Annotated in this window: 17 protein-coding genes; 6 read left to right on the top strand and 11 right to left on the bottom strand. The window is 46.4% G+C overall.

Annotated elements, in window-relative coordinates:
• Positions 1–6 precede the first annotated feature (6 nt).
• From GO493_RS04775 to GO493_RS31470, 7 genes are all read right to left on the bottom strand, one after another.
• A complete protein-coding gene (locus GO493_RS04775) occupies positions 7–1386 on the bottom strand; it encodes an alpha/beta hydrolase-fold protein (protein ID WP_157304953.1) in 1380 nt (459 codons plus the stop codon).
• A gap of 148 nt (positions 1387–1534) precedes the next feature.
• Positions 1535–7609 carry an alpha-2-macroglobulin family protein gene (locus GO493_RS04770; protein WP_232538733.1) on the bottom strand — a complete coding sequence of 2025 codons (6075 nt, stop codon included), beginning with the start codon at positions 7607–7609 and terminating at the stop codon, positions 1535–1537.
• A 221-nt stretch (positions 7610–7830) separates the two neighbouring features.
• Positions 7831–8712 (bottom strand): succinate--CoA ligase subunit alpha, encoded by an 882-nt coding sequence (sucD, locus tag GO493_RS04765; RefSeq protein WP_157304951.1) that lies wholly within the window; start codon positions 8710–8712, stop codon positions 7831–7833.
• Positions 8713–8851: 139 nt separating this feature from the next.
• The gene (locus GO493_RS04760; RefSeq protein WP_157304950.1) at positions 8852–9655 is read right to left on the bottom strand and encodes an ABC transporter ATP-binding protein; all 804 of its coding nucleotides are present in this window, start codon (positions 9653–9655) and stop codon (positions 8852–8854) included.
• 19 nt (positions 9656–9674) lie between these two features.
• Positions 9675–10418, bottom strand: a complete 744-nt coding sequence (locus GO493_RS04755; RefSeq protein WP_157304949.1) for an MlaE family ABC transporter permease — start codon at positions 10416–10418, stop codon at positions 9675–9677.
• A gap of 56 nt (positions 10419–10474) precedes the next feature.
• Positions 10475–11506, bottom strand: a complete 1032-nt coding sequence (locus tag GO493_RS04750) for a hypothetical protein (protein WP_157304948.1) — start codon at positions 11504–11506, stop codon at positions 10475–10477.
• An 83-nt stretch (positions 11507–11589) separates the two neighbouring features.
• Positions 11590–13902, bottom strand: coding sequence for an NADP-dependent malic enzyme (locus tag GO493_RS31470; RefSeq protein WP_157304947.1), 2313 nt, complete (start codon positions 13900–13902; stop codon positions 11590–11592).
• A gap of 123 nt (positions 13903–14025) precedes the next feature.
• On the opposite strand from GO493_RS31470, the gene GO493_RS04740 reads away from it, so the two are divergent.
• A complete protein-coding gene (locus tag GO493_RS04740) occupies positions 14026–14466 on the top strand; it encodes a DUF4293 domain-containing protein (protein ID WP_157304946.1) in 441 nt (146 codons plus the stop codon).
• Positions 14467–14589: 123 nt separating this feature from the next.
• Here GO493_RS04740 and uvrA read toward each other — a convergent pair whose 3' ends face one another.
• Positions 14590–17406 carry an excinuclease ABC subunit UvrA gene (gene uvrA, locus GO493_RS04735; protein ID WP_157304945.1) on the bottom strand — a complete coding sequence of 939 codons (2817 nt, stop codon included), beginning with the start codon at positions 17404–17406 and terminating at the stop codon, positions 14590–14592.
• Positions 17407–17726: 320 nt separating this feature from the next.
• Here uvrA and GO493_RS04730 point away from each other — a divergent pair, with 320 nt between their 5' ends.
• The gene (locus tag GO493_RS04730) at positions 17727–18299 is read left to right on the top strand and encodes an RNA polymerase sigma factor (protein WP_157304944.1); all 573 of its coding nucleotides are present in this window, start codon (positions 17727–17729) and stop codon (positions 18297–18299) included.
• Positions 18300–18465: 166 nt separating this feature from the next.
• Here GO493_RS04730 and GO493_RS04725 read toward each other — a convergent pair whose 3' ends face one another.
• Positions 18466–19665 (bottom strand): thiolase family protein, encoded by a 1200-nt coding sequence (locus GO493_RS04725; protein WP_157304943.1) that lies wholly within the window; start codon positions 19663–19665, stop codon positions 18466–18468.
• 270 nt (positions 19666–19935) lie between these two features.
• Between GO493_RS04725 and rlmN the strand changes: the two genes are divergently transcribed.
• From rlmN to GO493_RS04710, 3 genes are read left to right on the top strand one after another with little or no spacing between them, the layout of a single operon-like run.
• The gene (rlmN, locus tag GO493_RS04720; RefSeq protein ID WP_157304942.1) at positions 19936–20979 is read left to right on the top strand and encodes a 23S rRNA (adenine(2503)-C(2))-methyltransferase RlmN; all 1044 of its coding nucleotides are present in this window, start codon (positions 19936–19938) and stop codon (positions 20977–20979) included.
• 39 nt (positions 20980–21018) lie between these two features.
• A complete protein-coding gene (locus tag GO493_RS30990; protein WP_232538732.1) occupies positions 21019–22266 on the top strand; it encodes a pseudouridine synthase in 1248 nt (415 codons plus the stop codon).
• A gap of 3 nt (positions 22267–22269) precedes the next feature.
• Entirely contained in the window at positions 22270–23013 is a 744-nt protein-coding gene (locus tag GO493_RS04710; RefSeq protein ID WP_157304941.1) for an RluA family pseudouridine synthase, read from the top strand.
• 205 nt (positions 23014–23218) lie between these two features.
• Here the strand turns inward: GO493_RS04710 and GO493_RS04705 are convergent, their stop codons facing one another.
• Together GO493_RS04705 and GO493_RS04700 are read right to left on the bottom strand one after the other, a co-directional pair.
• Entirely contained in the window at positions 23219–23854 is a 636-nt protein-coding gene (locus GO493_RS04705) for a peroxiredoxin (RefSeq protein WP_157304940.1), read from the bottom strand.
• A 311-nt stretch (positions 23855–24165) separates the two neighbouring features.
• Positions 24166–24741 carry a hypothetical protein gene (locus GO493_RS04700; protein WP_157304939.1) on the bottom strand — a complete coding sequence of 192 codons (576 nt, stop codon included), beginning with the start codon at positions 24739–24741 and terminating at the stop codon, positions 24166–24168.
• Between the two features lie 98 nt (positions 24742–24839).
• Here GO493_RS04700 and GO493_RS04695 point away from each other — a divergent pair, with 98 nt between their 5' ends.
• Positions 24840–25841, top strand: coding sequence for a helix-turn-helix transcriptional regulator (locus tag GO493_RS04695; RefSeq protein WP_157304938.1), 1002 nt, complete (start codon positions 24840–24842; stop codon positions 25839–25841).
• Positions 25842–25855: the final 14 nt, after the last annotated feature.

The following is a 25855-nucleotide window of genomic DNA, read 5'->3' as shown; positions in this document are numbered from 1 at the left end:
ACACTGTTATTTATGATATTGTAAAGCGGCAGGAATAACCTCCGGTTCATCTTTTCCAGGTACTATATACCTGAATTCCGGAGCATTCTTTCCTGCTGTATATGTGATATGCAAAGGATAAAACCCTTTTTCCAGCGGCAACATGTAAGATACATCATCCCTTTCCTTTGCAGGTACAAAATCAAACATCTGCTGATCGCCGATTGAGACCTTTGTTTCCTGGTCCGGATGCATCAATGCAAACAGGTAATACCCTGGTTCTTTTATTTCAATAAAGCCGTCTATATGTCCGGCTAAAGTATCCAGTCCGCCGGGTTTTGCATTCTTTAGCTTAGGTAATGCGCGCAGTGTTTCACCTATCACAAAATTCCCTTTTGTTGTTTTATCATATTCATCTCGTACAGAAAATGCTTTGACAATAAGTTGTGATGATACGGTTACCGGGCTGACACCTCTGTTGATGGCGGGAGACGTGAGGACTGGCTCTGTACCATCTGTAGTATATCTCACGTTGTTCAGTTGTTCTTCCGGGTAACAAAATAAATTAAACGGTTTATCCTTCAATACAATGCCTCCCATAGGATGGAATTTTATCGCATCTCTGGCAAAACCCTCATAGGTGTATATAAATCCGTCATAAACGGTTTTAAAGAGCATAGAATTATGTGTTTCCCCCGTATAAACAAGTGTCTTCCAGTGCAGGGTAGCTGGTGCCTTTGCACGGAAAACAGAATCCATGTCTTTCACCATCATATACTTCATAGGCTCTCCTTCCCTCCCGGTAATCAACAATGTTCTTCCGGCATTAGGCAACACCGGCAAACTATCTGCTGCCATCTTTATCAGATACTTATTATCCCACCAGAAAGCAGGATCTGCCAGCATATATGACTGGAATAAAAAAGGTTCTTTAAAGAAAGTATACAGTCCAAACACGCCACCTAAAGAACCGCCATACAATGTTCTTAACCCTTTAATCGGGTATTTCTTTTCTACATAAGGGATCAGCTCATCCTTCAGAAATGTAATGAATTTATCCGCTCCGCCTTCATATCTCAGGTCATTCGCCTTTGTCGGTGTAAAATCTCTTCCCCTCATATTTTCACCATTCACATAAGTGTTAGGCAAACTCACAATTACATTCGGCGGCATCCGCTGTATCTGTACAAACCGTTGCAGCTGCGCCACAATTTTTGTGTTCCACTCGCCATCCGTAACATACGTTGCCTCATACCTCTCTCCTGAACCAGGCTTATAATTATCCGGTAGCACAATCTCTATTTTCCGTTGTTCCTTTAACACCTCTGAATAAATAGAATCTTTAATGATCTCCTGGGCAAAGCCTCCCAATGGAAGGAGCAGGAAGACTAATACTGTACTTTTCATATGGCATGTTTATGAGCGTGAGCTAAAAAACCAAAAGGATGCCTAAAGACATCCTTTTGTAAATCAACAGATTGAATAAATATTTTGTTGCAAAATTGTCCGCTTTTGAAACAGGGGTGTCCGGTTTTACTAAACGGGGTTATGCAAACTACTCCACTACCTTCACCCTTATCCCTTCACTATGCGCACTGAATTCAGGCGCATACATACACTGTGCAGTACTGATACCATTACTGAAATCCCCCTCATGCGTTACGAACATAGGATATTCAAACACATAAGTCCCTTTAGGCAAACGGCTGAAGAAGAAATTAGTGGAAGCATCCTTAGTGCTTTCATAATAACTCACCCCATTCTGCCACTTACTTTCACTGATCACATTAGTTGGTTCAAAACACGCAGCACGCATATCTCTCAGGTGAATGTATTCCATATCACGATCTACTTTCATCACAACACGTACTTTAACTTTATCACCTACCTTCAGCCTGTTACCATCTTCTATTGCTGTCAGCACCGGCCCTTTATCTGTATTCTTTTCTATGAAAAGAGTCTTCTCCAGTTTCAGCGGTGTGGCAGCAGGCGTGATCTTATCCAGTTGCTCAAAGTATTGCCAGTAAACTGCGCCCCATGATGGCTGCCCTTTACTTCCCTGCACACTCACTTCTATTTTACCCATAGCAGGTTTCACTTCGTCTTTATCAAAACGTTGCTTGAAATAACCGGTACCTGCTTCCGTTTTCTGTGTTGTACTGCTGATCACTTCATTACCTGCCTTGATATTTACTACAGGAGTAGCGCTCAACCAGTTACTGCCACCCAGCAACATAGCATAACAGGCATCGGCAGTAGCCTTGGTGGTATGCCAGTTATTAGTCTGTTTGTTTTTCAGCAGCCATGTTTTCATATCGCCGATAGCAGTAGTATCGTTAGTCACTTCCGTGAACGCTTCGATCAGCATTGCCTGCGATTCTATTGGTGCCTGATACCACCAGTAGCCGCCATGCAACGTTTTCCAGTACATACCCATTTCTTCATTCACAGAAGCATGCTCTTTCAATGAACGGATAATACTACTGGCAGTAACGGCATCTCCGCTTCTCTTCAATGCTACCGCTAACATTGCCTGTGCATAAACGTCCTGTTGCAGCCAGTACTGTTTAGCCTGTGAAAGATAATACTGGTAAGATACTTTATACTTATCAGCAAGAGGAACATTCTTCAGCAGGCTACGGGTATACAGGTAATGCGCCTCAATATAACCGATATGCTGATCTGTCATTTTAATCTTATTCTTCTTCAGCTCATAATAGCTTTTATCGATCTCTCTGTCAAGATAATCCACGCCTTTGCTGAGAATAGATTGTACGGCGTCCATATCCTTGCCCTGCAATGCGCCGACCTGCTGCAGGCGACCAATACCCGCTACAATATACTGTGTGATGAAACGGTCTTCCCACATCATATTAAACCAGGGGAAGGCACCACTGGGCAGTTGACGTTGCTGTAACTGACCAATAGCTTTAGATTGCTCTCCACTCATACGGTGCAGATCAAACAACAAAGCAATCCTCTTTTTCTGCTCCGTTTCACTTTCAGCTTCCATTACCCATGGCGTTTCCTGGAGCAATACAGATTTCAGCTCCTGGTTTTTCTGCAGGTTGCTCTGCAATGCAGCAGTATCTGAAGTACGCCATTCATCAAAAATATTCTTCACTCCCGGTATTGCATTAGCTACATGAGTAGCCAGTGTATTTGCATAATATCTGTTAAATATCTGCTCTGAACATTCATGCGGATATTCCATCAGGTATGGTAACGCCTGCACAGCATACCAGGCAGGATTAGCAGAAAACTCAACAGTATATGCATACTGCATTAAAGTCTCTGACGTACCGCTGCTCTGCAGTTTAGGCATTGTGAAAGTACGTGTGCCATCACCACGCATGGCCAGCGGCAATGTTTCTGTTACCAGCATATTGTTGGTAAGCACAGGCAGCGCATTTTCTTCTCCGTCACTGAAGGCGCCTGACTTGGCTACAATACGGTATAACAGGGAAGAACCGAAGTTATAAGGAATATCTACCGGGAAAACTACAGCTGTACTCTGTCCTTTCTGTACAGTAAAATGTTGTACAGGGAAGACATTCTGGAACCACCCATCTACCGGTTTCATAGTAGCTGCATCCAGCAATTCAAGACGGGCCTCTCCTGTCAACGCGCTATCCGCCATATTGCTGATCTTGGCAGAGAACCGGATCTTATCACCTTCCCTCATGAACCGCGGAGCGTTAGGCTGCACCATAAGCGGTTTCTGTGTAACTACACTGCTTTCCACAGCGCCGAATGCAGCATCCTTTGTATGTGCAAGCCCCAGGAAACGCCAGCGTGTTAACGCTTCAGGAACAGTAAAGTTAAAACTGATATCCCCGTTTTCATCGGTACGAAGTTCCGGCAGGAAGAATGCTGTTTCGTTGAAGTTCTTACGAGGCTGTACGCTTTCGTCCTGAGCTTTGGGCTTCTCAGCGGCTCCCGGCACACCGCCGGCAGCGGCAGAATCCATCTCTTCAGCTTTCACTCCGGCAACCTTTCCTTCCACAACGCTCATGGCAGCCACTGGCGCAGCCGGTACTGCATCATCCAATCTTGCTCGTTCCTTCATCAGGTATCTTCTTTTTTCCCTTGCTCTTTCACTTTCCCTGATCTCAAGGCGGCCGTCTTTATCTATCACCAGGTATACGGCGCCACCAAGGTAGTTGTCCTGCATATTCAGCTCATCGTAAGTGAATGGCTCTGCATTCTCTCTTGACGCAGTTTTTCTGTCATACCTGTCAATGCTGATAACATCCTTGAAGTTCTCTTTTATATTCCAGTAACGGGGTGAGCTTATAGTCGGATAAATAGATGGCGTATACCATGTCTGTTGCCTGAAAGCATCCAGGGATGCGTCGTACATGGCGGCCACCATTTCTGCCGCAGTTTTCGCTCCCTTATATCCTTTAACAGTTACCTTCCACTCTTCTTTTGCACCAGGCAACAACTTATCACGGTGCGATGCAACCGTTACTTCAAGTTGTTTATTGGTCCACGGTACATTAACCATCTGGCTGATAGTAAATGCCCTGTTATCTTTTACAAAGGCGTACTGGAAATGAACACCGCCACGATCACTCTCCACAGCTGTATAATCCCTGTTCTCAATACCATTGCTGATATCAAAGGTGCTTACAGTCTCTTTATCATCAGGCTGTAATAAGATCTGTATCACATGCACATCTTCCGCTGAAGATCCTATCAGCAGTTGCTGTTTTTCTCCCGGCTCAACCTTATCGCTTCCTGCATAGAGCCAGCTGTAAGATGGATAAGATAATTTCTTTGACCCCGGATCTACTATCTCAAACAATTTCTTCTGCACCACTTCTTCTCCGTACTTATCTTTTGAACTTACTTTCAGTTCATACCATCCGGGCTGCAGTTGTTTGCTGTCCAGTGCTACAGCTTCTCCCTGTTTTGTAACAAAGGCTTTGGTCTGTACAGCAGCTTTCCTTTCCCAGCTCTCCTTCTCATCTTCATCTTTGTAGATATCATGCGGAAAATCCTTTTCATACTCTTCCTGTGGAATGATGAACTGGTCAGGTTTAGACCAGTATCTTTCACGCAGCAGTCTTGCCGGCGGCCGCACAGGACTTAATGTCATTACTACTTCTGCCGGTTCGAAAGTACCGCTCAGGTTCTGCGTCTGCACAGTTATTTTTTCAAGATCTTTCGCCTGCAAACGGTCATTCAGGGTCAGTTTTATTTCGAGCGACTGATACCCTGCGCTTACCGTCTCTTCACCGCTGCGGGTCTCGCCGTTGAGGTCTGTTACATCTGCCGTAACAATATAGGAGAATACCGGTTTTGTTGCAGCAGGCACAGACAGGTCAGGCAATGCCGGGAATGTAACGTTGAACGTACCATCAGCGCCGGTTTCTGTTTCACCATGTATGATCTCCCGTGGCTCGCTATGATAAGGTATTCTCCACATCAGCCATGGATAAGGGAAGCGGGCCTGCCTTACCACACGGTATTTCACTTTGGCGCCATCAACATTGTTTCCTGCATATGCCAGGGCTTTACCGGTTATTTTAACAGAATCATTTACACGGTAACTGCCTTTCACAGAATCAAACTCCACATAAAATTTAGGTCGTTTATATTCTTCTACAGCAAAGGATATACTTCCATGTCCGGCATTTTCCTCCAGGCGGAACTCTCCGTTCAGACGCCCTTCCGGCAAACGGAATTTCCCTGAGAAAGTGCCGTATTCATTTGAGGTAAGGCTCTGTGATGCTACTTCTTCATTGTTGGCATCATAAAGTGTCACGTTTGTAACCAGGTCAGAAACTACTTTGCTCTTACCAACTGCAGGGTCAACACCAACCACTATACCTTTAAAGTAAACGGTCTGCCCGGGGCGGTAAATGGCCCTGTCTGTAAAGAAGAAAGTAGTGTTCCGCACCGGCTCTTCCTCTTTACCGCTACCATAAGTATACACGTACTTATAATCGTCAATAAACAGGGTGTCAGCACCATCTATCCATTGCAGCCTTATGCTGCCACGGCTGCCATAATTCAGGCTGAGAGAACCATCCTTACCGGATACCATTGATTCAGTCATTTTCAGCCTGTCTTCGTTACCGTTTCCGGATTGCCAGATGTTCAGCTTAATACCCGCCAGCGGCTTTCCCGTTTTCCTGTGCAAGGCGTAATACCTGCTGGCTACTTCATCATTGTAACTATCCTGCTGTATATAACTGATGTTGGATACATGGATAAACTGTACCGCCAGCAGGTTATCGTTCAGTGAAAAGTCCTGGCCGGCACTGGCAACAAGCATATACAATCCCAGTGGCAGCGCATCGATCTTTATCTCTGCAGCATGTTCACGAAAATCTTCTGTACCTGTAAGAGATTGCTCCCAGGTTTTCAGTGGCCGTTTGCCCACCATTAACTTCCAATAGCGGTTCTCGGTATCCCGGTAATCCTCCCTGGCTCTCCTCAGCATCTTGCGGAAATTCTCATCTATAGGTACTACACGCAGGTAGATCTTTTTCAGGTTCCGGTAAGTAACAAGAGAACGGAATGGCTCTGCAGGCAGGTTCACCAGCTCTGTCTGTAATTTCAGGTCCTCCCGGGCTATTGACTGCAGCAGTAACGTACAGTTGGCCCCTCCGGGTGAAGTGGGCGCAAGTTTCTCACCTCTTTCAGCATAAGACTTTGCCAATAGCATCGCTGCAGAAGGCGTCATGCCAAGAGCTGCATTCTCTGTTTTTTTATTGCCTTCGTTATAATAGTAAACAGCCAGTAAGTAGATCACTCTCGTAACATCCTTCTCTCCCTCATATTCTTTTTCCTGTTGTTTCAGCAACTTGAGGTACAAAGCGTCTTTCCCCTGCATTACACCTACCTGGTTCATATAAGCGGTCCTTTCAAGGTCCAGGTCCAGCAATGCACTCTTATCCTTTGCATGGAAGCGCATCAGGTCCTGTAATAACAGGATGGCTTTATATTGTAATGCGGCACTATCTGTTGCAGCAAAATGATGGGACATAAACTCAGCAGCCGGAGCAAAAGCCGTTACATCGGTAAGCTCAAACTGGCTGGCAGGATTATTTAAACGGCTCTCTCCGCTCTTATAATAATCCAGTGCCCGGTGAGCCAGCAGATCGTACAGGGTAGGTCGCAGCTGCCGGGTATTAACACCTTTTGTAAGAACATCATCAAATTTTGAGATCTCAACAAGTTTCAGGGCTGCTGCATCTTCCAAAGAAGCTTCATAAGCAGCAGAGATCTCCTCATGCAGCCTGGTTACATTCCAGGTATCCACATTGGTGGAAGTATCGCTCGCCACTGTTGTCCGGCCATACATATCATACCTGTGATTCTGCAGGTATTGCATCAGCAATTCTGCACGGATGCTGTGCGTCAGTGCTTTTACAGGCGCTGACAATGAAAGCAGGCGGGCATCCAGCTGCAGCTGCTTCTGCCGGTCCGGGCTTTCGCCGGTAGCTCCTATCAGTTTAAGACGATACAGGAGCGTCTTTATTAACTGGGCTTCCTGCTTTTGTTTCAGGGCATTTTCATAAATCAGGTTCACTTCCTCCAACGCAGATTTAGGTAATCCTTTCGTCTCTAACTCTGTTACTTTCTTCCACTGTGTTTCATAGTTCATCTGAGCCATAATGGTTTTACAACTGACGGTTAAAAAAATACATAGTGCTACTATAAGGCGCATATGGGATTGCTTTTTAAAAATTTACAGTATCAGGGAAAGGATGCTTTTTGCAACATCTTTCCATAAGGGTTTCAATATAAAAGTCAGGAAAATAAAATGCGGGGCAAAAAAAATCCTCCTGCGGAAATGGCCCGGAGGAGGATTTTATATACTTAACGTATTGATTATTATGCTTTCACAGTTTTCAGAACTTCTGCCATTGTCTTACCAATGTTAGCAGGGCTTTCTACTACGTGTACACCACATTCTGCCATGATCTTCATTTTAGCAGCTGCAGTATCGTCAGCACCACCAATGATAGCGCCGGCGTGACCCATACGGCGGCCCGGAGGAGCAGTCTGGCCAGCAATGAAACCTACAACAGGCTTGGTACCGTGTTCTTTGATCCATTTTGCAGCTTCAGCTTCCATGCTACCACCAATCTCGCCGATCATGATGATACCAACAGTTTCAGGATCGTTCATCAGCAGTTCTACCGCATCTTTGGTAGGAGTACCGATGATAGGGTCTCCACCAATACCAATAGCGGTAGAAACACCCAGACCAGCTTTAACTACCTGGTCAGCAGCTTCATATGTTAAGGTACCGGATTTGGATACGATACCGATATTACCTTTCTTAAAGATGAAACCTGGCATGATGCCTACTTTAGCTTCTTCAGCAGTGATCACACCCGGGCAGTTTGGCCCTATCAGACGGGTCTGACGGCCTACCAGGAAGTTTTTAGCTCTCACCATATCCTGTACGGGGATACCTTCAGTGATACATACTACCAGCTCTATACCAGCTTCTGCAGCTTCCATGATAGCGTCTGCAGCAAATCCGGGTGGTACGAAGATGATTGAAACGTCAGCGCCGGTAGCGTCTACAGCATCTTTTACTGTATTGAATACCGGACGATCCAGGTGCTTGGTGCCGCCTTTACCCGGCGTAACGCCGCCTACTACCTGCGTGCCATACTCTATCATCTGTGTGGCATGGAATGTGCCTTCTGTACCGGTAAAGCCCTGTACAATCACTTTGCTGTTCTTATTAACTAAAACACTCATCGCGCTTGGTTTATTGTTTTATAAAAGATATCGGCAAAATTAACCTCCTAATCCCAAATAACAAATGATCTTTTTCCATTAGGAGCAGTTTGTCTGCCTGCAGCAGGACAAACAGAAAGATTATCTTTTCCCCCGAAAATCAACCTTTCTTCAGTTTATCCCTCCAGTTGCTCTCCTGGAACATCTCCAGCTGCCTCATTTCCTTGGCATCCCGGAGGAAGTCAGACGCGAAAATAAAGTCATTAAGCTTCTCATCCTTACTGAAAATAATGTCCTTATTACTTCCCTCCCACTGTTTACGCCCCTGGTACATATACACAATATGGTCCCCGCTTTCCATTACAGTGTTCATATCATGGGTATTGATCACCGTCGTAATATTATACTCCAGCGTCAGCTCCTTAATAAGCTTATCTATAAGAAGGGAAGTCTGAGGGTCCAGGCCGGAATTGGGTTCATCACAGAACAAATACTTGGGATTCAGTACTATAGCCCGCGCAATCCCTACCCTTTTCTTCATACCACCACTTATTTCTGCCGGAAATTTTTTTGCCGCATCCTTTAATTGTACCCTTTCCAGGCACTCCATCACACGCTTTTTCTTATCCCTGAGCGTTCCCTTACCAAACATATGCAGCGGGAACATCACATTCTCCTCTACCGTCATGCTGTCAAACAGGGCCGATCCCTGGAAAAGCATACCTATCTGCTGGCGGATCTCTTTCTTTTCATGGTCACTCATATTGGTAAAATCCTGACCATCATAAAGGACCTTTCCCTGATCTACAGGCATCAATCCCACCATACACTTCATCATAACCGTTTTACCGCTGCCGCTGGAACCAATGATCAGGTTCACTTTACCGGTCTCCATAACCGCCGACACGTCAGGCAAAATGATCTTTTCTCCAAAGCCTTTCTTAATATTAACCAATTCTATCATACAGTGTATATATGCTTGATTACAGCAACAATGCCGCCAGGAGGTAATCCATGAATAAAATTAAAATGCAGGTAACAACTACCGCACTGGTACTGGCCTTTCCAATCTCCAATGCACCACCCTGTACATTATACCCATAGTAAGAAGGGACACTGGCTATAATGAAGGCAAAGATGAAGGATTTGATAAGGGCAAAAAAGATATTAAAGGGTTTAAAATCAGACCTCAGGCCCTGCCAGTACTGTTCAGCAGAAAGAATGCCGGACAGCTCGCCCACCTTCTGGCCACCCCATACCCCCAGGAAACCGGCAATACAGATCAGGCAGGGGATCATCAGCATTGCTGCCATGATCTTTGGACGGATCAGGTAACCTTTGGTATTGATACCCATGATCTCCTGCGCGTCTATCTGCTCAGATACCCGCATATTTCCCAGTTCTGATGCTATTTTTGACCCTACCACACCTGCCAGTACTATACAGGTAAGCGTAGGCGCAAACTCAAGAATGATAGTGTCTCTTACTATCTGGGCAATAGTAGCTTTGGGAATGATAGGGCTTACCAACTGATATGCAATCTGCAATGTGGTTACCCCTCCCATGAATAATGAAATGATAAATACAATGCCAAACGAACCTATACCTATATCCACACACTGACGCATAAACTCCCGCCAGAACATCTTCATGTTTTCCGGTCTGGAAAACATGCCTTTGAGCATAAGCAGGTAGCTTCCGAAATGATGAAAGAATCTAAATTCCATAACTGGTCAAAGATAGCGAAATTTAGACCATAGTACATAGCCCCGCGCAGCAGTATCTACTTCAGGCTCTTTACCAGCAACCGTTTAAGGCTCCTTTCTATGATCTCTCCCATAGTCCGGCAACGCGCAAATACCGGATCTTCATAATATTGCGCTAATTCATGCCCCAGCTGGGTGATCTTCTCCGGGAAAGAAACCCTGTCTGTCATGATCACGTCCCTCAGGTCCTTGATCCGGTGCCTCTGCGTTTTAATACGCCTGGCAATCAGTGAACGCTCCTCCTGCTGATACTGTTTTACCACCTCTGCATTCAGATGCTTCATGGCCAGCTCCACAAAGACCCTGTTCTCCTTGAAGAACTGCGGCATATACAGGGTACGCTTCCCTTCATAGAACTGCTGATCAAAATCAATAGCCCTGATACGGAACTGCACATCATCAAAATCCTGGGTAATATCAAACACAAAATTATAGGAACGCATATCCCCCAACAGACGCACAAAACAGCGCTCATTGAACTTTACAAACTCTTTGGCTATGCGTTTAGGGTTAAACTCTGGCCTGTGCAGGTAATGCAGGATGAACTGATCGCCCGGTACGCCGGCAATATGCTCTTCTACCAGCGTATTGCCGTCTACGAGAAAGTTCATCCAGTAAGGCGATAGTATATGCTCCAGCTCCAGCCCGTAAATACGGGAAGCATCGGCAATCTTAACATAGAAGTAATCATACACCTCATTGTAAGTATTCACTATCCTGATCCGGAAAGGATGGGAATTACCAAATGTACAGTAGTCTATACGCTCTACTTCCAGGTGCTCTTCCGCAGTCTGGTCGCCGCCGGCCTTCAGGATGGAATAGATCCTCTTCAACCCCGCCTGCAGCTGCGGGTACATACTCTGCGGATAGAACACAGATTCCCACAGGGTATCCTTCCCCTCCTTATCATACACGGGAATACTGCTGTCGAAATAACGCAGCTCTTCATACGATACCGGCAAACGTACTTCTCTTTCATATAACTTCAGGTATTTCCTGAATGCCGGGTTCAGGGGAAAGAATGCTTTTTTCCGGGAGATATTCTGCATCTGTCAAAGATCGGGAAAAAGTATAAACGTAAAACGGCCTGTATTGACAATCAATACAGACCGTTTCAATAATATACAGATACCTATTTTGACTTTTTAACAGCCACTTTAGTCTTGTTACCTTCACAGCATTTATGCTGGGCATCCACCACAGCAATATTCACCATGTTAACGATAGATCTTACTGTACTTCCCAATTGCAGGATATGCACCGGCTTCTTCATACCCAGCAGGATAGGCCCGATAGCATCAAAACCAGCTACTTCCTGCAGAAGGTTATAAGCAATATTACCGGCAGAAAGGTTCGGGAAGATCAGCGTGTTCACTTCCTGTCCCAGCAGCTCACTGAAAGGATAACTATCTTTCAGTATCTCCTGGTTGAACGCCATAGCCGCCTGTATCTCACCATCTACTATCAATGTAGGATCTTTCTGTTTCACGATATCACGTGCACGGCTTACCAGCTGCGCTTCCGGTGTAGGGCTGGAACCGAAGCTGGAATAAGATACCATCGCTATACGCGGAACAATATTGAACAGCCTCACCTCATTAGCTACCAGCAAAGTGATCTCCGCCAGTTCCTCCGCCGTAGGATTGAAATTTACAGTAGTATCTGCCAGGAACAGCGGGCCACGTTTGGTATTGATGATATACATACCGGCCACACGCTTCGCATTTTCCTCCATACCTATCACCTGCAGCGCAGGACGGATAGTATCAGGATAATTACGGGTAAGCCCGGATATCAACGCATCAGCCTCTCCCGTCTCCACCATCATACAGCCAAAGTAGTTACGCTCACGCATCACTTTTTTAGCTTCATACTGGTTAAAGCCTTTACGCTGGCGCTTTTTGAAGAACAACTCACCAAACTTGTGACGCTTGTCATGCATTTCATCACTCTTCGGATCAACGATCACAGTATCATCCAGCTCAATACCATTGTCTGCGGCCAGCTGACGTATACGCAGCTCATTACCCAGCAGTATAGGATACGCAATACCTTCTTCCCTCACTACCTGTGAAGCCTTCAGTACTTTCAGGTTGTCTGCCTCCGCAAATACAACTTTACGCGGGTCCTGGCGGGCTTTGGTACCAATCACGCGGAACAGCTGGTTGTCCAGTCCCAGACGCTTGTTCAGCACTTCCACATACTCTTCCCAGTTGGTAATAGGATGCTGCGCCACACCGCTGTCCATCGCTGCCTTAGCTACCGCCGGCGCCACATGGCTGAGCAACCGGGGATCCAGTGGCTTTGGAATGATATATCTTGGTCCGAAGAAAAGGTTCCTTTCATTATAAGCCAGGTTCACAATATCCGGCACTGATTCCTTCGCCAGTTCTGCCAACGCATGTACCGCTGCCAGCTTCATTTCCTCATTGATCTGGGTAGCGCGAACATCCAGCGCTCCACGGAAAATATAAGGGAAACCCAGTACATTGTTCACCTGGTTAGGATGATCAGAACGGCCCGTAGCCATGATCACGTCAGGACGGGAACCAATGGCCAGGTCATAAGCAATCTCCGGATCAGGGTTAGCCATAGCAAACACAACCGGCTGCTTAGCCATACTCTTGATCATATCCGGCGTTACCACATTACCTACAGAAAGCCCCACAAATACGTCCGCCCCTTTCAGCGCTTCCGCCAGGGTGGTTACTTTAGATGTAGTAGCAAACTGTTTATGCATGTCTGAAAGCCCCGGGCGACTAACATTAATCACCCCGTCCTTATCAAACATGATGATGTTCTCTCTCTTCACACCCAATGCCACATACAGCTTCACACAAGCCATAGCCGCCGCTCCGGCGCCATTCACCACTATCTTTATCTTCTCTATTTTCTTTTTTACAAGCTCTGTAGCATTGAGCAGCGCTGCACTGGAAATGATAGCCGTACCATGCTGATCGTCGTGCATGATAGGTATTTTCAGCTCTTTCTTCAGCCTTTCTTCAATAGCAAAGCATTCAGGACTTTTAATATCTTCCAGGTTAATACCGCCAAAGGTTGGCTCCATGGCTTTCACCACCTTCACAAATTCATCTACATCCTTGGTATTCAATTCTATATCGAACACATCAATATCTGCAAATATCTTAAACAGCACCGCTTTACCTTCCATTACAGGTTTGCCCGCTTCCGGGCCAATATCCCCCAGGCCCAGTACTGCCGTACCGTTGCTGATCACCGCCACCAGGTTGCCCTTAGCAGTGTATTTGTATACGTTCTCTACGTCTTTGTGAATCTCCTTACATGGCTCTGCTACCCCGGGAGAATAAGCCAGTGAAAGGTCCCATTGTGTTTTGGTGTTCTTTGTAGGTATAACTTCGATCTTGCCAGGCCGCCCCAACGCGTGGTAGTCCAACGCGTCCTGCTTATTCTGTTTTCTTGCCATAATTCAAAATGAGATTGTTCTTGGGCGTGCAATATACAAAGTATTCAAGGAACGGGGAGTACCACGAAAGAGTAGGTTCATAATATTTACTTAAATTTACCGCGATTAACTTCTCTGAATAACATGATACAACGCATTCAAAGTCTTTACCTTTTGTTAGCTGCAGCGGCTGGTGTCGCTACCTGGTTCTTTAATATCTGGAAAGCTACCCTCAGCGATGGCAGTATCCGGTATTTCAATGCCCAGTCAAATTATTTAGTGTTTATAGTTTTTATGTTGATAATATTACTGTCCTTGTTCTGCATCTTCCTGTTCAGGAACCGGAAACTGCAGTTCAGGCTGACAGTGCTGAATATATTCCTGTCTATCGGCGCTATTGTATTGCAATATCTCAAAGTATCCGATACAGCCAACGCACTGCAGACAGGGCCTGTCAGCATCACTTCCGCTTCCTACCTGCCCGGGGCGTTTTTTCCCATCGTCATCCTGATCTTCCTGATCCTGGCGGCAAGAGGAATTTATAAAGATGAAAAGCTGATCAAATCACTTGACAGATTAAGATAGCGTTAGCTGGTCACAACCCAGCCTCCTTTCTAAAAAAAACAGGTTTCGCCCAAAGCGAAACCTGTTTTTTTTATCAGTTCTTTACTAATATTTAAATTGATCCACTCTCTGAAAAACCTACTACTATAAGTACCTCCCCGTATAACTCTCTTTCACCTTCTTCAACCCTTCCGGCAACCCCGTATACAACAACTGTCCGCCACCAGCACCACCTTCAGGCCCCAGATCTATCACCCAGTCAGCACTTTTGATCACATCTGTATTATGCTCTATCACCAGTATACTATGCCCCTGATCTATCAACGCATTAAAAGATGCCAGCAATTTCTTGATATCATGAAAGTGCAGACCAGTAGTAGGCTCATCAAAAATGAACAGGATATGCCCCTGCGCTTTGCCTTTCCCCAGGAAAGAAGCCAGCTTCACACGCTGCGCCTCTCCACCGCTAAGGGTATCACTGCTTTGCCCCAGCTTCACATACCCCAATCCCACATCACTCAAAGGACGGATCTTATTACATACGTCCTTCTCATCTTTAAAGAAATCCAGTGATTCTTCCACACTCATCTCCAACACATCATAAATGCTCTTTCCTTTGTAGGTCACTTCCAGCACTTCTTCCTTAAACCTTTTACCACCACAGCTTTCACAAAGCAGGTGTACATCCGCCAGGAACTGCATCTCTACTATCACTTCCCCTTCTCCCTTACATGCATCACAACGGCCACCATCCACGTTGAACGAGAAATGCTTGGGCTGGAAGCCCCTCATTTTACTCAGCGGTTGTTTGGCATAGAGGTCCCTTATCTCGTCATATGCTTTGATATAGGTAACCGGGTTGGAACGGGAAGATTTACCTATCGGGTTCTGGTCAACCATTTCAATCTGGGTGATATCATCCATATCCCCCTTCAATGCTCTATGCTGCCCTACTTTTTCAGCAAACTCACCTTTCAGCTTCATCAGCGCCGGGTAAAGTATCTGTTTTACCAGCGTTGTTTTCCCGGAACCGCTCACACCACTTACCACGCAAAGCACGTTAAGCGGGAATTCCACATCAATATTCTTCAGGTTATGCTGACGACACCCTTCCAGGGAGATAGACCTTTTCCATTTACGCGCTTTGGCAGGCGGCTCAATGCTCATCTCTCCGCTGAGGTACTTGCCTGTCAGGCTTTTCCCGTCTTTTAATATCTGTTGATAATTACCGGCAAAGATCACTTCCCCTCCCAGGTGACTGGCCAGCGGCCCCATATCAATGATATAGTCAGCCTCCTGCATCATCTGTTCATCATGTTCTACTACCACAACGGTGTTACCCAGGTCCCTCAGCTCCTTCAGCACACCTATCAAACGGTGGGTATCACGGGCATGCAGTCCTATACTGGGTTCATCCAGGATATACATGGAATTGGTGAGGTTGCTGCCAAGTGAACGGGTCAGCTGTATACGCTGACTTTCACCACCACTGAGAGTATTAGCTACACGGTTCAGGGTGAGATAACCAAGACCTACGTCCAGCAACGTCTTCAGACGATGGTTGATCTCTATCAATATCCTTTTCGCTACCTGCTGATCATACTCGCTCAACTCCAGATTATTGAACCATTCCGTCAGGTCGCTCACCGGCATATCCACCAGCTTCGCGATGTTGGCCCCTCCTACTTTGATATACAACGCCTCTTTGCGCAAACGGCCACCACCGCATTCTGTACAGGCTGTACGGCCACGGTAGCGGGATTGCAGCACGCGGTATTGAACTTTGTAGAGGTTCTGCTCTACCATTTTAAAGAACTCATTGAGTCCATAGAAATGCTCATTCCCCGTCCACAGTAACTGCTGCTGCTCATCCGTCAGATCTGCAACAGGTTTGTGAATAGGGAAATTGAACTTCCTCGAAGCCTTGATCAGCGCCTCTTTGTACTCTCCCATTTTCTCGCCTCTCCAGGGAGCGATAGCGTTTTCATATACACTCAGCCGTTTGTCAGGAATCACCAGGTCTGCATCTATGCCCAGGACCTGGCCAAAGCCCTCACATACCGGGCAGGCGCCATATGGATTGTTGAAGGAGAACAGGTTGGGAACAGGTTCCTCAAACTGTAGTCCATCCAGCTCAAAGCGATTGGAAAAATGTGCCAGCTCTCCGTTATTCACTTCCACCAGGCAGTCCCCTTCACTTTCGTAGAAGGCCGTCTGCACGCTGTCTGCAATACGGTGCAGGTCATCTTCTTCAAAGTCTTTTGCCACCAGACGGTCTACCAGCAGGTAAACGTCTTTCGGAAGCGCAGGCTTCTTTTCCTCCAGCAGTTCTTCTATACGCAGCAGAGCACCACCGTTCTTATCCTTTGCATATAAACGGGAGAAACCTTTCTGCATAAGTATCTGCAGCTCTTCCTTCACATCTCTTTTGGCATGACGGCGAAAGGTGACAAGCAGCTGTATCTTGGCGCCGGCAGGTAGATTTTTGATATAGTCTACCACGTCGCTCACTTCATGCTTCTTCACCAACTGTCCTGAAATGGGGGAATATGTTTTGCCTATACGGGCAAAGAGGAGCCTGAGATAATCGTAGATCTCCGTCATAGAGCCTACGGTAGAACGGGGCGTGCGGGTGATCACCTTCTGTTCTATAGCAATGGCCGGACAGATGCCCTTAATGTAATCAACGTCCGGCTTGTTCATACGCATCAGAAACTGCCTGGCATAAGAGCTGAGACTTTCCGCATAACGGCGCTGCCCTTCTGCATACAGGGTATCCATTGTCAGAGAGGATTTACCGGAGCCCGATACACCGGTAACTACCACCAGCTTGCTGCGGGGTATTCCAACACTCACATTTTTCAGGTTATGAACGCGTGCTCCTTTTATGAATATCTGATCTGGCGAAACAACTGCCTGATCATCAAGTACTGTTTCCGTTTTCTTCACTTTAGTGGCCATGATAGTTACAAAAATACCGAAAGTAAGTTAATCGGGGACTAATTCTGTTGACCTGGAAAAGCTTATGCAGCCAACCGGCGCAAATAGCCTGCGCAAGCGATTACGCACTGTATTATTTATGTTGGGATTTGGGAAAAAAGGGTTGTTTTATTCAACTATTCCATTATATTTGCATTAGATCAGAATCTAAGTCCAAGGGACGATTAAAATCACCAAACTAAAACTTACTTCTTATAGCATAAACTCTACACACTTTACCTACGACTGTCATAAGTCCTATTTTTATTTTAAACCCGCTATTGTAGATGTTTATGCAAATAATGTACAAACTAAGTGATGAGCAATTAATTACCCTTTTCAAGAAAGGGCATGCTTCAGCATTGGAAGAATTAGTGCACAGGCATAAAGATAAGCTCTATACCTCTATCGTATTACTTGTGAAAGACGGATTCCTGGCAGAAGATATTTTCCAGGATACCTTTATAAAAATTATCGATACAATCAGAGCAGAGCGATATACTGAGAAAGGAAAGTTCCTTCCCTGGGCCATGAGGATCGCACACAACCTTTGTGTGGACCACTTCCGGAAAATTAAACGGACGCCCATCATCAAAACCAGCGACGACAAAGACATTTTTAATGTACTGAACTTCAGTGAAAGCAGTGCAGAAGAGAAAATGATCACGCAACAAAGTCATGACAGGGTTCGGCGAATGCTGGACATGCTGCCGGAAGAACAGCGTGAAGTGATCATACTCCGCCACTATGCTGATCTGAGCTTTAAAGAGATTGCCGATCTCACCCAGGTGAGTATCAATACAGCATTAGGTCGTATGAGATATGGCCTGATCAATCTCCGGAAGATGATGACGGAGAAGCAGATTTGTTTGTAATCCTTTTTTGCTTGCCATCAACGGGCGGCCGGTGTACTCCGACCGCCCGTTCTTTATTTTATTGCTGTTGATCAAGTCCGCATCATCTCCGGAACAACAGCACAGATAAAGGTTCCATCCCTGCTTGTTCTCCTAAGTATCCTATAAGGATACCCCCCGGAAGCCATTACATCTTCTCAAATACCATCGCAGCTCCCTGCCCTACTCCCACACACATGGTAGCCAGCCCATATCTGGCGCCGGCCCTGCGTTGCAATTCATGCATCAGTGTCGTAGTGATACGCGCTCCGCTACATCCCAACGGATGACCAATAGCTATAGAACCGCCATTTACATTGATACGCGCCGCATCCAGCTGAAGGTCACGGATACAGGCCAGCGACTGTGCAGCAAAAGCCTCATTCAATTCTATCAGGTCCAGCTGCTGAGCTGTAATACCCGCCCTGCGCAAGGCCTTCTGAGTAGCCGGTACCGGTCCTATACCCATGACAGAGGGATCTACCCCCGCAACAGCCATAGCACGGACCTGCATCAGCGGCTTAAGATTATATTGCTTCAATGCGTTTTCAGAAACTACCAGTACCACAGAAGCACCATCGTTAATACCGGAGGAATTCCCTGCCGTTACACTGCCATCCTTTGCAAAGGCGGGTTTCAGTCCGGCCAGCTTTTCCAGGGTAGTTTCCCGGGGAGGTTCGTCCGCGTTGACTATCACCTGGTCTTGTTTATTGGGAGTAACCGGCACCGGCACTATTTCAGCTGTCCATTTACCCGCCAGCAGGGCTTCTTTATATTTCAACTGGCTCTGATAGGCAAAATAATCCTGGTCTTCCCGGCTAATGCTCCACTGCCGGGCCACATTTTCCGCCGTTTCTCCCATGGAATAGGGGTAGTACATATCCGCCAGCTTCTTATTGGTAAAGCGCCAGCCTATGGTTGAATCATAGATCTCTGTTTTACGGCTGAAAGGCCCGTCCGCCTTCGGCATTACCAGCGGAGCGCGGGTCATGCTCTCTACCCCGCCCGCCAGGAATACATCTCCGTCTCCGCACATTACCGCCCTGGCAGCGTCCATAATGGCCTGCATGCCTGAGGCACAAAGCCGGTTCACAGTATTGCCCGCCACTGTTACCGGTAAACCGGCCAGCAGGGCAGCCATCCTGGCTACATCACGATTGTCCTCCCCGGCCTGGTTAGTGGCCCCGGCAATAACGTCTTCTATACCGGCAGGGTCCAGTCCAGGATTGCGTTCCAGCAGTGTTTTAATCAGAAGTGCCAGCATATCGTCCGGCCTGATGGTGCTGAGAGCCCCACCGTAACGGCCTATGGGCGTTCTCACTGCATCCACTATGTAAGCAGCTTGCATTGCTTTGATTGCTTTGGTTAATAAAAGGTTGTAAATGTAGGGAAATTAGTACACCTGTTTAAATTCTTAGCTGGCCACAGCCCAAATCCCCATCATTAAAAAAAGTTCAGCCACGCGCAGCGTCAAAAAGTCCTCTCTCAAAAAATTCCCTTAACCCGGCCTTGCACTACCCCAAAAGGGGCATTTTGAGCGTATCCCCCAAAATTCATTACCTTTGCATCTTACTACCGACTGCCGTAAGGCAGACATTATCTCATTTAAAGGTCAGGAATGAAATCGGGCAAACAGAATATCCGGCACCTCAGCTTACCGGAATTACAGGAATACTTCGGGTCAATAGGCGAAAAAGCCTTCCGCGCCAAACAGGTCTACGAATGGCTCTGGCTGAAACACGCCACCACATTTGACGCGATGACCAACCTCTCCAGAGAGCTGCGCAGCAAACTGGAACAACACTTTACTTTACCGGCAATCAGCGTGGATACCACCCAGCACAGCGACGACGGCACTATTAAAAGCCGCTTCCGCCTGCATGACGGCCACCTGGTAGAAGGCGTACTCATCCCTACTGATACCAGGCAGACCGCCTGTGTATCCTCTCAGGTTGGATGCAGCCTCAGCTGTAAATTCTGCGCCACCGGGTACATGGACCGTAAACGTAACCTGGATTACGACGAAATATATGATGAAGTAGCCCTGCTTAACCAGCAGGCAATGGAAGCCTACGGTAAAAAACTCAGCAATATTGTATATATGGGCATGGGAGAACCCCTGCTCAACTATAAGAATGTGCTGCAGTCCATTGAACGCATCACCTCTCCCGACGGACTGGGCATGTCTCCCAAGCGTATCACAGTATCCACTGCAGGAGTAGCAAAGATGATCAGACAACTGGGGGATGATAAGGTGAAATTCAACCTGGCCCTTTCCCTGCACGCCGCCAACGATCAGAAACGTAGTGAGATCATGCCTATCAACGATTCCAACAATCTCAAAGTGTTGATAGAAGCCCTGAACTACTTCTATAAAGCTACCCAGAGCCAGATCTCATTCGAGTACATCCTTTTCAAGGACTTCAACGATTCCTTCAAAGATGCCGATGAACTGATACGTATCTACCGGCAGGTACCTGCAGATCTCGTTAACATTATCGAATACAATCCTATTTCCAACGCCCGCTTCCAGAAACCGGAAGAAGATGTGGCCGAGGCATTCATGCAATACTTAAGCAGACATAAGGTCAATGCACGCCTGCGCCGCAGCCGCGGAAAGGATATTGACGCCGCCTGCGGACAGCTAGCCAATAAAGGATGATCTGCACCCTGCAACAAATTAAATTACTAACAAACTACAATGAAGAAAAATACTCCTGCCAGAAAAGGATTCTCTCCTTTTAAAGAAAATAAAAGTGCACAGCGCCCTGCTGCTCCTGCAGGCCGCAAAAGCGGAGAAGAAAAAACCTTCAGGCCAGGGAAAGGCGCCGGCCCTAAACCGGAGTCCTTCCGCAAAAAGAACGAAGACGAAAAAGCCGATGCTCCCGCACCGGCCAAAAAAACTCCTACAAGAGATAAAGAAGGCCGCAGGCCACGCATAGAACCGGTGAAAAAGACTGCCAATGGCAGAACTCCTTTCAAACCACGTGCAGATAAGGACGACAGCGCCTTCCACAGCCCCGGCGCCAAAATCCGGACTGCCAAAGGTGGCAAAAAGGAAGAACGCCCTACTCCCAGTGGCTTTAACCGCAAAAAATACTTTGATACCGCCAACGAACGTTTTGCCGGTAAACAGGAACGCAGAACGAATAACAAAAAAGCCCGCCAGGCCGAAGAAAGTACTGCAGACGGTAAACCCGTTATCAGAAGAGAAGAAAACAACAACGCCTCCGGCGAGATGCCGCTGAATAAATACCTGGCGCATTGCGGCCTTTGCTCCCGCCGCAAAGCAGTTGATTTTGTGAAAGAAGGTAAAGTGACCGTAAATGGCGCCACCATCACAGAACCAGCATTCAAAGTAACTGCAAAAGACGACGTTCGCGTAAGCAACAAAAAAGTATATATCCAGAAAAACCTGGTATACATACTGCTCAACAAACCTAAAGGATACATCACCACCACAGAAGACCCCGAAGGAAGAAAGACCGTTATGGAACTGATCCAGGACGCTACCGACTCAGAAAGGGTATTCCCCGTAGGGCGACTGGACCGCAACACCTCCGGCCTGCTCCTGCTCACTAACGACGGAGAACTGGCGCAGAAACTGGCCCATCCTAAACACAACATCAAAAAGATCTACCACGTAGGACTGGACAAACCCTTAACCAAAGCAGATTTTGAAAAGATCCTGCACGGCGTGACGCTGGAAGACGGAGTGGCACACGTAGATGCCCTGGGATACGTGGAAAGTAATGATAAAACACAGGTAGGTATTGAAATTCACAGTGGTAAGAACCGCATTGTACGCCGCATCTTCGAACACCTTGAATACCAGGTGGAAAAACTGGACCGCGTTACCTATGCCGGCCTTACCAAGAAGAATATCAACCGCGGCAGATGGCGGTTCCTCACAGAAAAAGAAGTGATACTCCTGAAGCATTTTAAATAATTTATGCGGATAAACGACCTTATAATAAAAGAAACGCCTGACTTTGTAGTGCTGAACAAGCCCGCCGGGATGCTCACCATTCCTGACAGGCATGACAACCAGCTGCAATCCTTACAGGGACTGCTGAAAAAACACTATGGCGAGATATTCACCGTACACAGGCTGGATAAAGACACCAGCGGTATCATCCTCTTTGCTAAGAATGAGACCGCACACAAATACTACTCCCAGCTGTTTGAATCCCGCCATGTAAAGAAATTCTACATGGGCCTGGTAAACGGTCAGCTACTCACTCCTTCCGGCAGCGTGGATGAACCTATTATGGAACATCCTGTACAGAAAGGAAAGATGGTGACCAATAAAAAAGGGAAAGCATCCCTGACAGATTATGAAGTAGTGGAAGCCTTTGGCCTTTATAGCCTGGTGAAATTACAGATCCATACCGGCCGTACCCACCAGATCAGGGTACATATGAAGCATATAGGCCACCCTATTGCCGTAGACGAGCTGTATGGCACCAATGCCCCTATCTTCCTTTCCGCTATCAAGAAAAACTATAAACTGGGAAAGAATACAGAGGAAGAACGCCCCCTGCTCAGCAGACTGGCATTACATGCCTGGCAGCTGCATTTCGCTGATCAGCAGGGAGTTGAGTACGTGATAGAGGCGCCTTTGCCTAAAGATATACAGGCCGTGGTAACACAGTTGAGGAAAAATAGCGGCCGCAGCTCTGAGCTGGTACTATAAAACGCCGTATCATATAATTAAGTGAAAAAGCGGTTCCGTTCTTTGCGGAATCGCTTTTTTATTGGCATAAAAAAAACGGGGAAAAATCCCCGTTTCGTAAAAATCAAAAACCAACCATTAAAAACTCTTATGAATAAAAACCTGACACATATTACTGTGCAGGTTCATTACAGTTAATATTTCTGCCTTATTGATACAACAGCCATTACTTATTAGGCTGCGGTGTTGTTCTCAGATAAGGCTTGATAATTTTGTGGCCTTTAGGGAAGCGGGCAGGAATATCTTCCGTTTTCACCGCTGCCGTAACGATCACATCTTCCCCGTCTACCCAGTTAGCTGGCGTTGCTACGCTATAATTGGCGGTCAGCTGCAGGGAGTCGATCACACGCAATACTTCATGGAAGTTCCTTCCTGTAGAAGCAGGGTATGTGATTGTCAGCTTCACTTTCTTGTCCGGCCCTATGATAAACAGAGACCTTACAGTGAAAGTTTCTGAAGCATTCGGGTGGATCATATCATAAAGATCAGACACTTTCCTGTCATCATCAGCTATGATAGGGAAGTTAACGTCTGCATTCTGTGTTTCGTTAATGTCGTTGATCCAGCCTTTGTGCTTGTCCAGCGGATCTACGCTCAGCGCCAGTACTTTCACATTGCGCTTTGCAAATTCATCTTTTAACTGGGCAGTTTTACCCAGTTCAGTAGTACATACCGGCGTATAATCTGCCGGATGGGAGAACAGTACTCCCCAGCTATCACCCAGATATTCGTAAAAATCTATCTCTCCTAAAGTCGTTTTTGCCTGAAAGTTTGGCGCTATATCTCCTAATCTTAAGCTCATATGTACACTATTTTACAATTTCAAAAATAGGGATTTCCTACAAATATTATAGACTTTGGAACTATTTTTTGAAAAAAAATCCCTGCCTGGTAACCAGGCAGGGTGGAGTTGAAACAAACAATTGGGAATAAAGGTATTAGGGATAGCGCTTCACTAAGCGGCTTGCAGCATAACACCGTTAGGGGGCCGGGGTCATTTCAAGGGATATAAAGGGGTTTTTCAGGGGTTCCATGGGACAGGTCAGCGCTCCGGAAAGCGCGCCAAAATGTCTTCCAAGCAGGACTAACTGCGGGGTTAACCGGGTCTGGGCCCTACATTTTCCAGGCATAATATGCCAGAGTATATTTCAGATCGTCTGCCAGGTCAGCTTTCTGCCGGGCAGTATCTTCTTCAAAATCAAGTTCCAGGTAGCCCAGGTAAAGCTCATAGCTCTTACGAAGCATATCCATACAGTGATCTATCTTTTTCACATACTGTTGCTCCCTGGCAGCAGGCATGGGCAATACATCATCAATGTAATAACACTCGCCATCCGTGTATTCTATCCAGGCGCCCTCTTCACGGTAACCCGGGCGGGTCAGGCGGAAATACATGTTATCGAACAATACGGGAGAGCCAAGCTCAGCTTCCAGGTCTATCAGATCAGGATTCTGGCCCATATGTTCCAGCTTCTGAACAATAGTCATCTGTACAGCATCACTCCTGTCCTGCACATAACGCAACATGGTGTTCAACGTTTCATATGTGGTTACAAAATCGCAACGGTGCCAGCCATCATCCTTCTTTACCTGGCCCCAGAGCGTTAGGAAGTTAGATTCATCAAGGATGATCTGGCTCACTGAAATAGCCTGTGTTGATGTTACGGTAGCGGTGTTTGTTTTGTTCATACCGGTTAATTATTGATAACGATACAAAGGTATAAGGCCAAAACGCAGGGGATTTGCGTAGCGAATTTTAACTATTTTTAACCTCTAAAATTCTATGCATGCCTAAGAATAAGGATGCTGTTTCGCGTTACCGGTGGATAGACGAACGGCTACGCAACAAACGCTTGAGAAAACCCACCCTCGAAGACCTCATTGAATATGTTTCCGCTAAAATGGACGCAACAATCTCCGTACGTACCATACAGAAAGACATACAGGACATGAGGCATGACCCGGACCTTAACTATAAGGCCCCTATTCTTTATGACCGTAGTTCAAAGACATACCGTTACGAAGATGAAACTTACTCCATCAACAGCCTGCCTATTGATGAAGCAGATCTTGAAGGACTGGAAATTGCCATTGGCATCCTCGAACAGTTCCGCAGCCTGCCTGTAATAGAACAGTTTGAAGATACCATTCTGAAAATTGCACATAGCCTCAAAAAGAACAGGGAAGTGCTTGAGCACAAAGGCCTGATCCGCTTTGCACGCGCTACACAATACAAAGGCGCTTCACACATCCCTTTTATTGTAGATGCCATCAAAGGCCTGGAAGTAATCCGCATTTCCTACCAGAGCTTTGACAGGAACGAACCTAAAGAACACTGGGTAGAACCCTATCACCTGCGGGAATATCAATACCGTTTTTACCTGATAGGCAAAAGCCAGAAAGCCAAAGGCGGGACCCTGCTCACCTTTGCGCTGGACAGGATAGTAGATATCTGGCCTACAGGCAAAACATTCGACCAGAAAAACTTTGATGATGCCAGCTATTACCAGCATGCAATAGGCGTAACCGTGCCACAGGGAGAACCGGAAAAAGTTGTGCTTTCCTTCACACCCTTACAGGGCAAATACATCAAATCACAACCTATCCATCCCTCTCAGCAGATAGAATCAGACAACGACAAGGAATGCCGTGTATCACTGCATCTTGTCATTAATCATGAACTGCAGATGTTACTGCTCAGCTATGGGGCCAACGTAAAAGTATTACAGCCTGAACACCTTGCCTCAAAGATCGCTGAAGAGGCCAGGGCGATGGTACAGCGCTATTGATCATCTTAAAAACA

The organism is Chitinophaga tropicalis (assembly GCF_009758205.1).
In the GTDB taxonomy this organism is placed as follows: Bacteria; Bacteroidota; Bacteroidia; order Chitinophagales; family Chitinophagaceae; genus Chitinophaga; species Chitinophaga tropicalis.
Note: the sequence above shows the minus strand (reverse complement) of the source record. Positions and strands in the feature narration are given on the sequence as shown.

Excerpts from the sequence above, each read along its gene's own strand:
- GO493_RS04700 (WP_157304939.1), bottom strand. The coding sequence starts at position 24,741 with ATGAACAAAACAAACACCGCTACCGTAACATCAACACAGGCTATTTCA.
- GO493_RS04695 (WP_157304938.1), top strand. The coding sequence starts at position 24,840 with ATGCCTAAGAATAAGGATGCTGTTTCGCGTTACCGGTGGATAGACGAA.
- rlmN (WP_157304942.1), top strand. The coding sequence starts at position 19,936 with ATGAAATCGGGCAAACAGAATATCCGGCACCTCAGCTTACCGGAATTA.
- GO493_RS04725 (WP_157304943.1), bottom strand. The coding sequence starts at position 19,665 with ATGCAAGCTGCTTACATAGTGGATGCAGTGAGAACGCCCATAGGCCGT.
- GO493_RS30990 (WP_232538732.1), top strand. The coding sequence starts at position 21,019 with ATGAAGAAAAATACTCCTGCCAGAAAAGGATTCTCTCCTTTTAAAGAA.
- uvrA (WP_157304945.1), bottom strand. The coding sequence starts at position 17,406 with ATGGCCACTAAAGTGAAGAAAACGGAAACAGTACTTGATGATCAGGCA.
- GO493_RS04705 (WP_157304940.1), bottom strand. The coding sequence starts at position 23,854 with ATGAGCTTAAGATTAGGAGATATAGCGCCAAACTTTCAGGCAAAAACG.
- GO493_RS04730 (WP_157304944.1), top strand. The coding sequence starts at position 17,727 with ATGTACAAACTAAGTGATGAGCAATTAATTACCCTTTTCAAGAAAGGG.
- GO493_RS04750 (WP_157304948.1), bottom strand. The coding sequence starts at position 11,506 with ATGCAGAATATCTCCCGGAAAAAAGCATTCTTTCCCCTGAACCCGGCA.
- GO493_RS04775 (WP_157304953.1), bottom strand. The coding sequence starts at position 1,386 with ATGAAAAGTACAGTATTAGTCTTCCTGCTCCTTCCATTGGGAGGCTTT.
- GO493_RS04755 (WP_157304949.1), bottom strand. The coding sequence starts at position 10,418 with ATGGAATTTAGATTCTTTCATCATTTCGGAAGCTACCTGCTTATGCTC.
- GO493_RS04760 (WP_157304950.1), bottom strand. The coding sequence starts at position 9,655 with ATGATAGAATTGGTTAATATTAAGAAAGGCTTTGGAGAAAAGATCATT.
- GO493_RS04740 (WP_157304946.1), top strand. The coding sequence starts at position 14,026 with ATGATACAACGCATTCAAAGTCTTTACCTTTTGTTAGCTGCAGCGGCT.
- GO493_RS04770 (WP_232538733.1), bottom strand. The coding sequence starts at position 7,609 with ATGGCTCAGATGAACTATGAAACACAGTGGAAGAAAGTAACAGAGTTA.
- GO493_RS31470 (WP_157304947.1), bottom strand. The coding sequence starts at position 13,902 with ATGGCAAGAAAACAGAATAAGCAGGACGCGTTGGACTACCACGCGTTG.
- sucD (WP_157304951.1), bottom strand. The coding sequence starts at position 8,712 with ATGAGTGTTTTAGTTAATAAGAACAGCAAAGTGATTGTACAGGGCTTT.
- GO493_RS04710 (WP_157304941.1), top strand. The coding sequence starts at position 22,270 with ATGCGGATAAACGACCTTATAATAAAAGAAACGCCTGACTTTGTAGTG.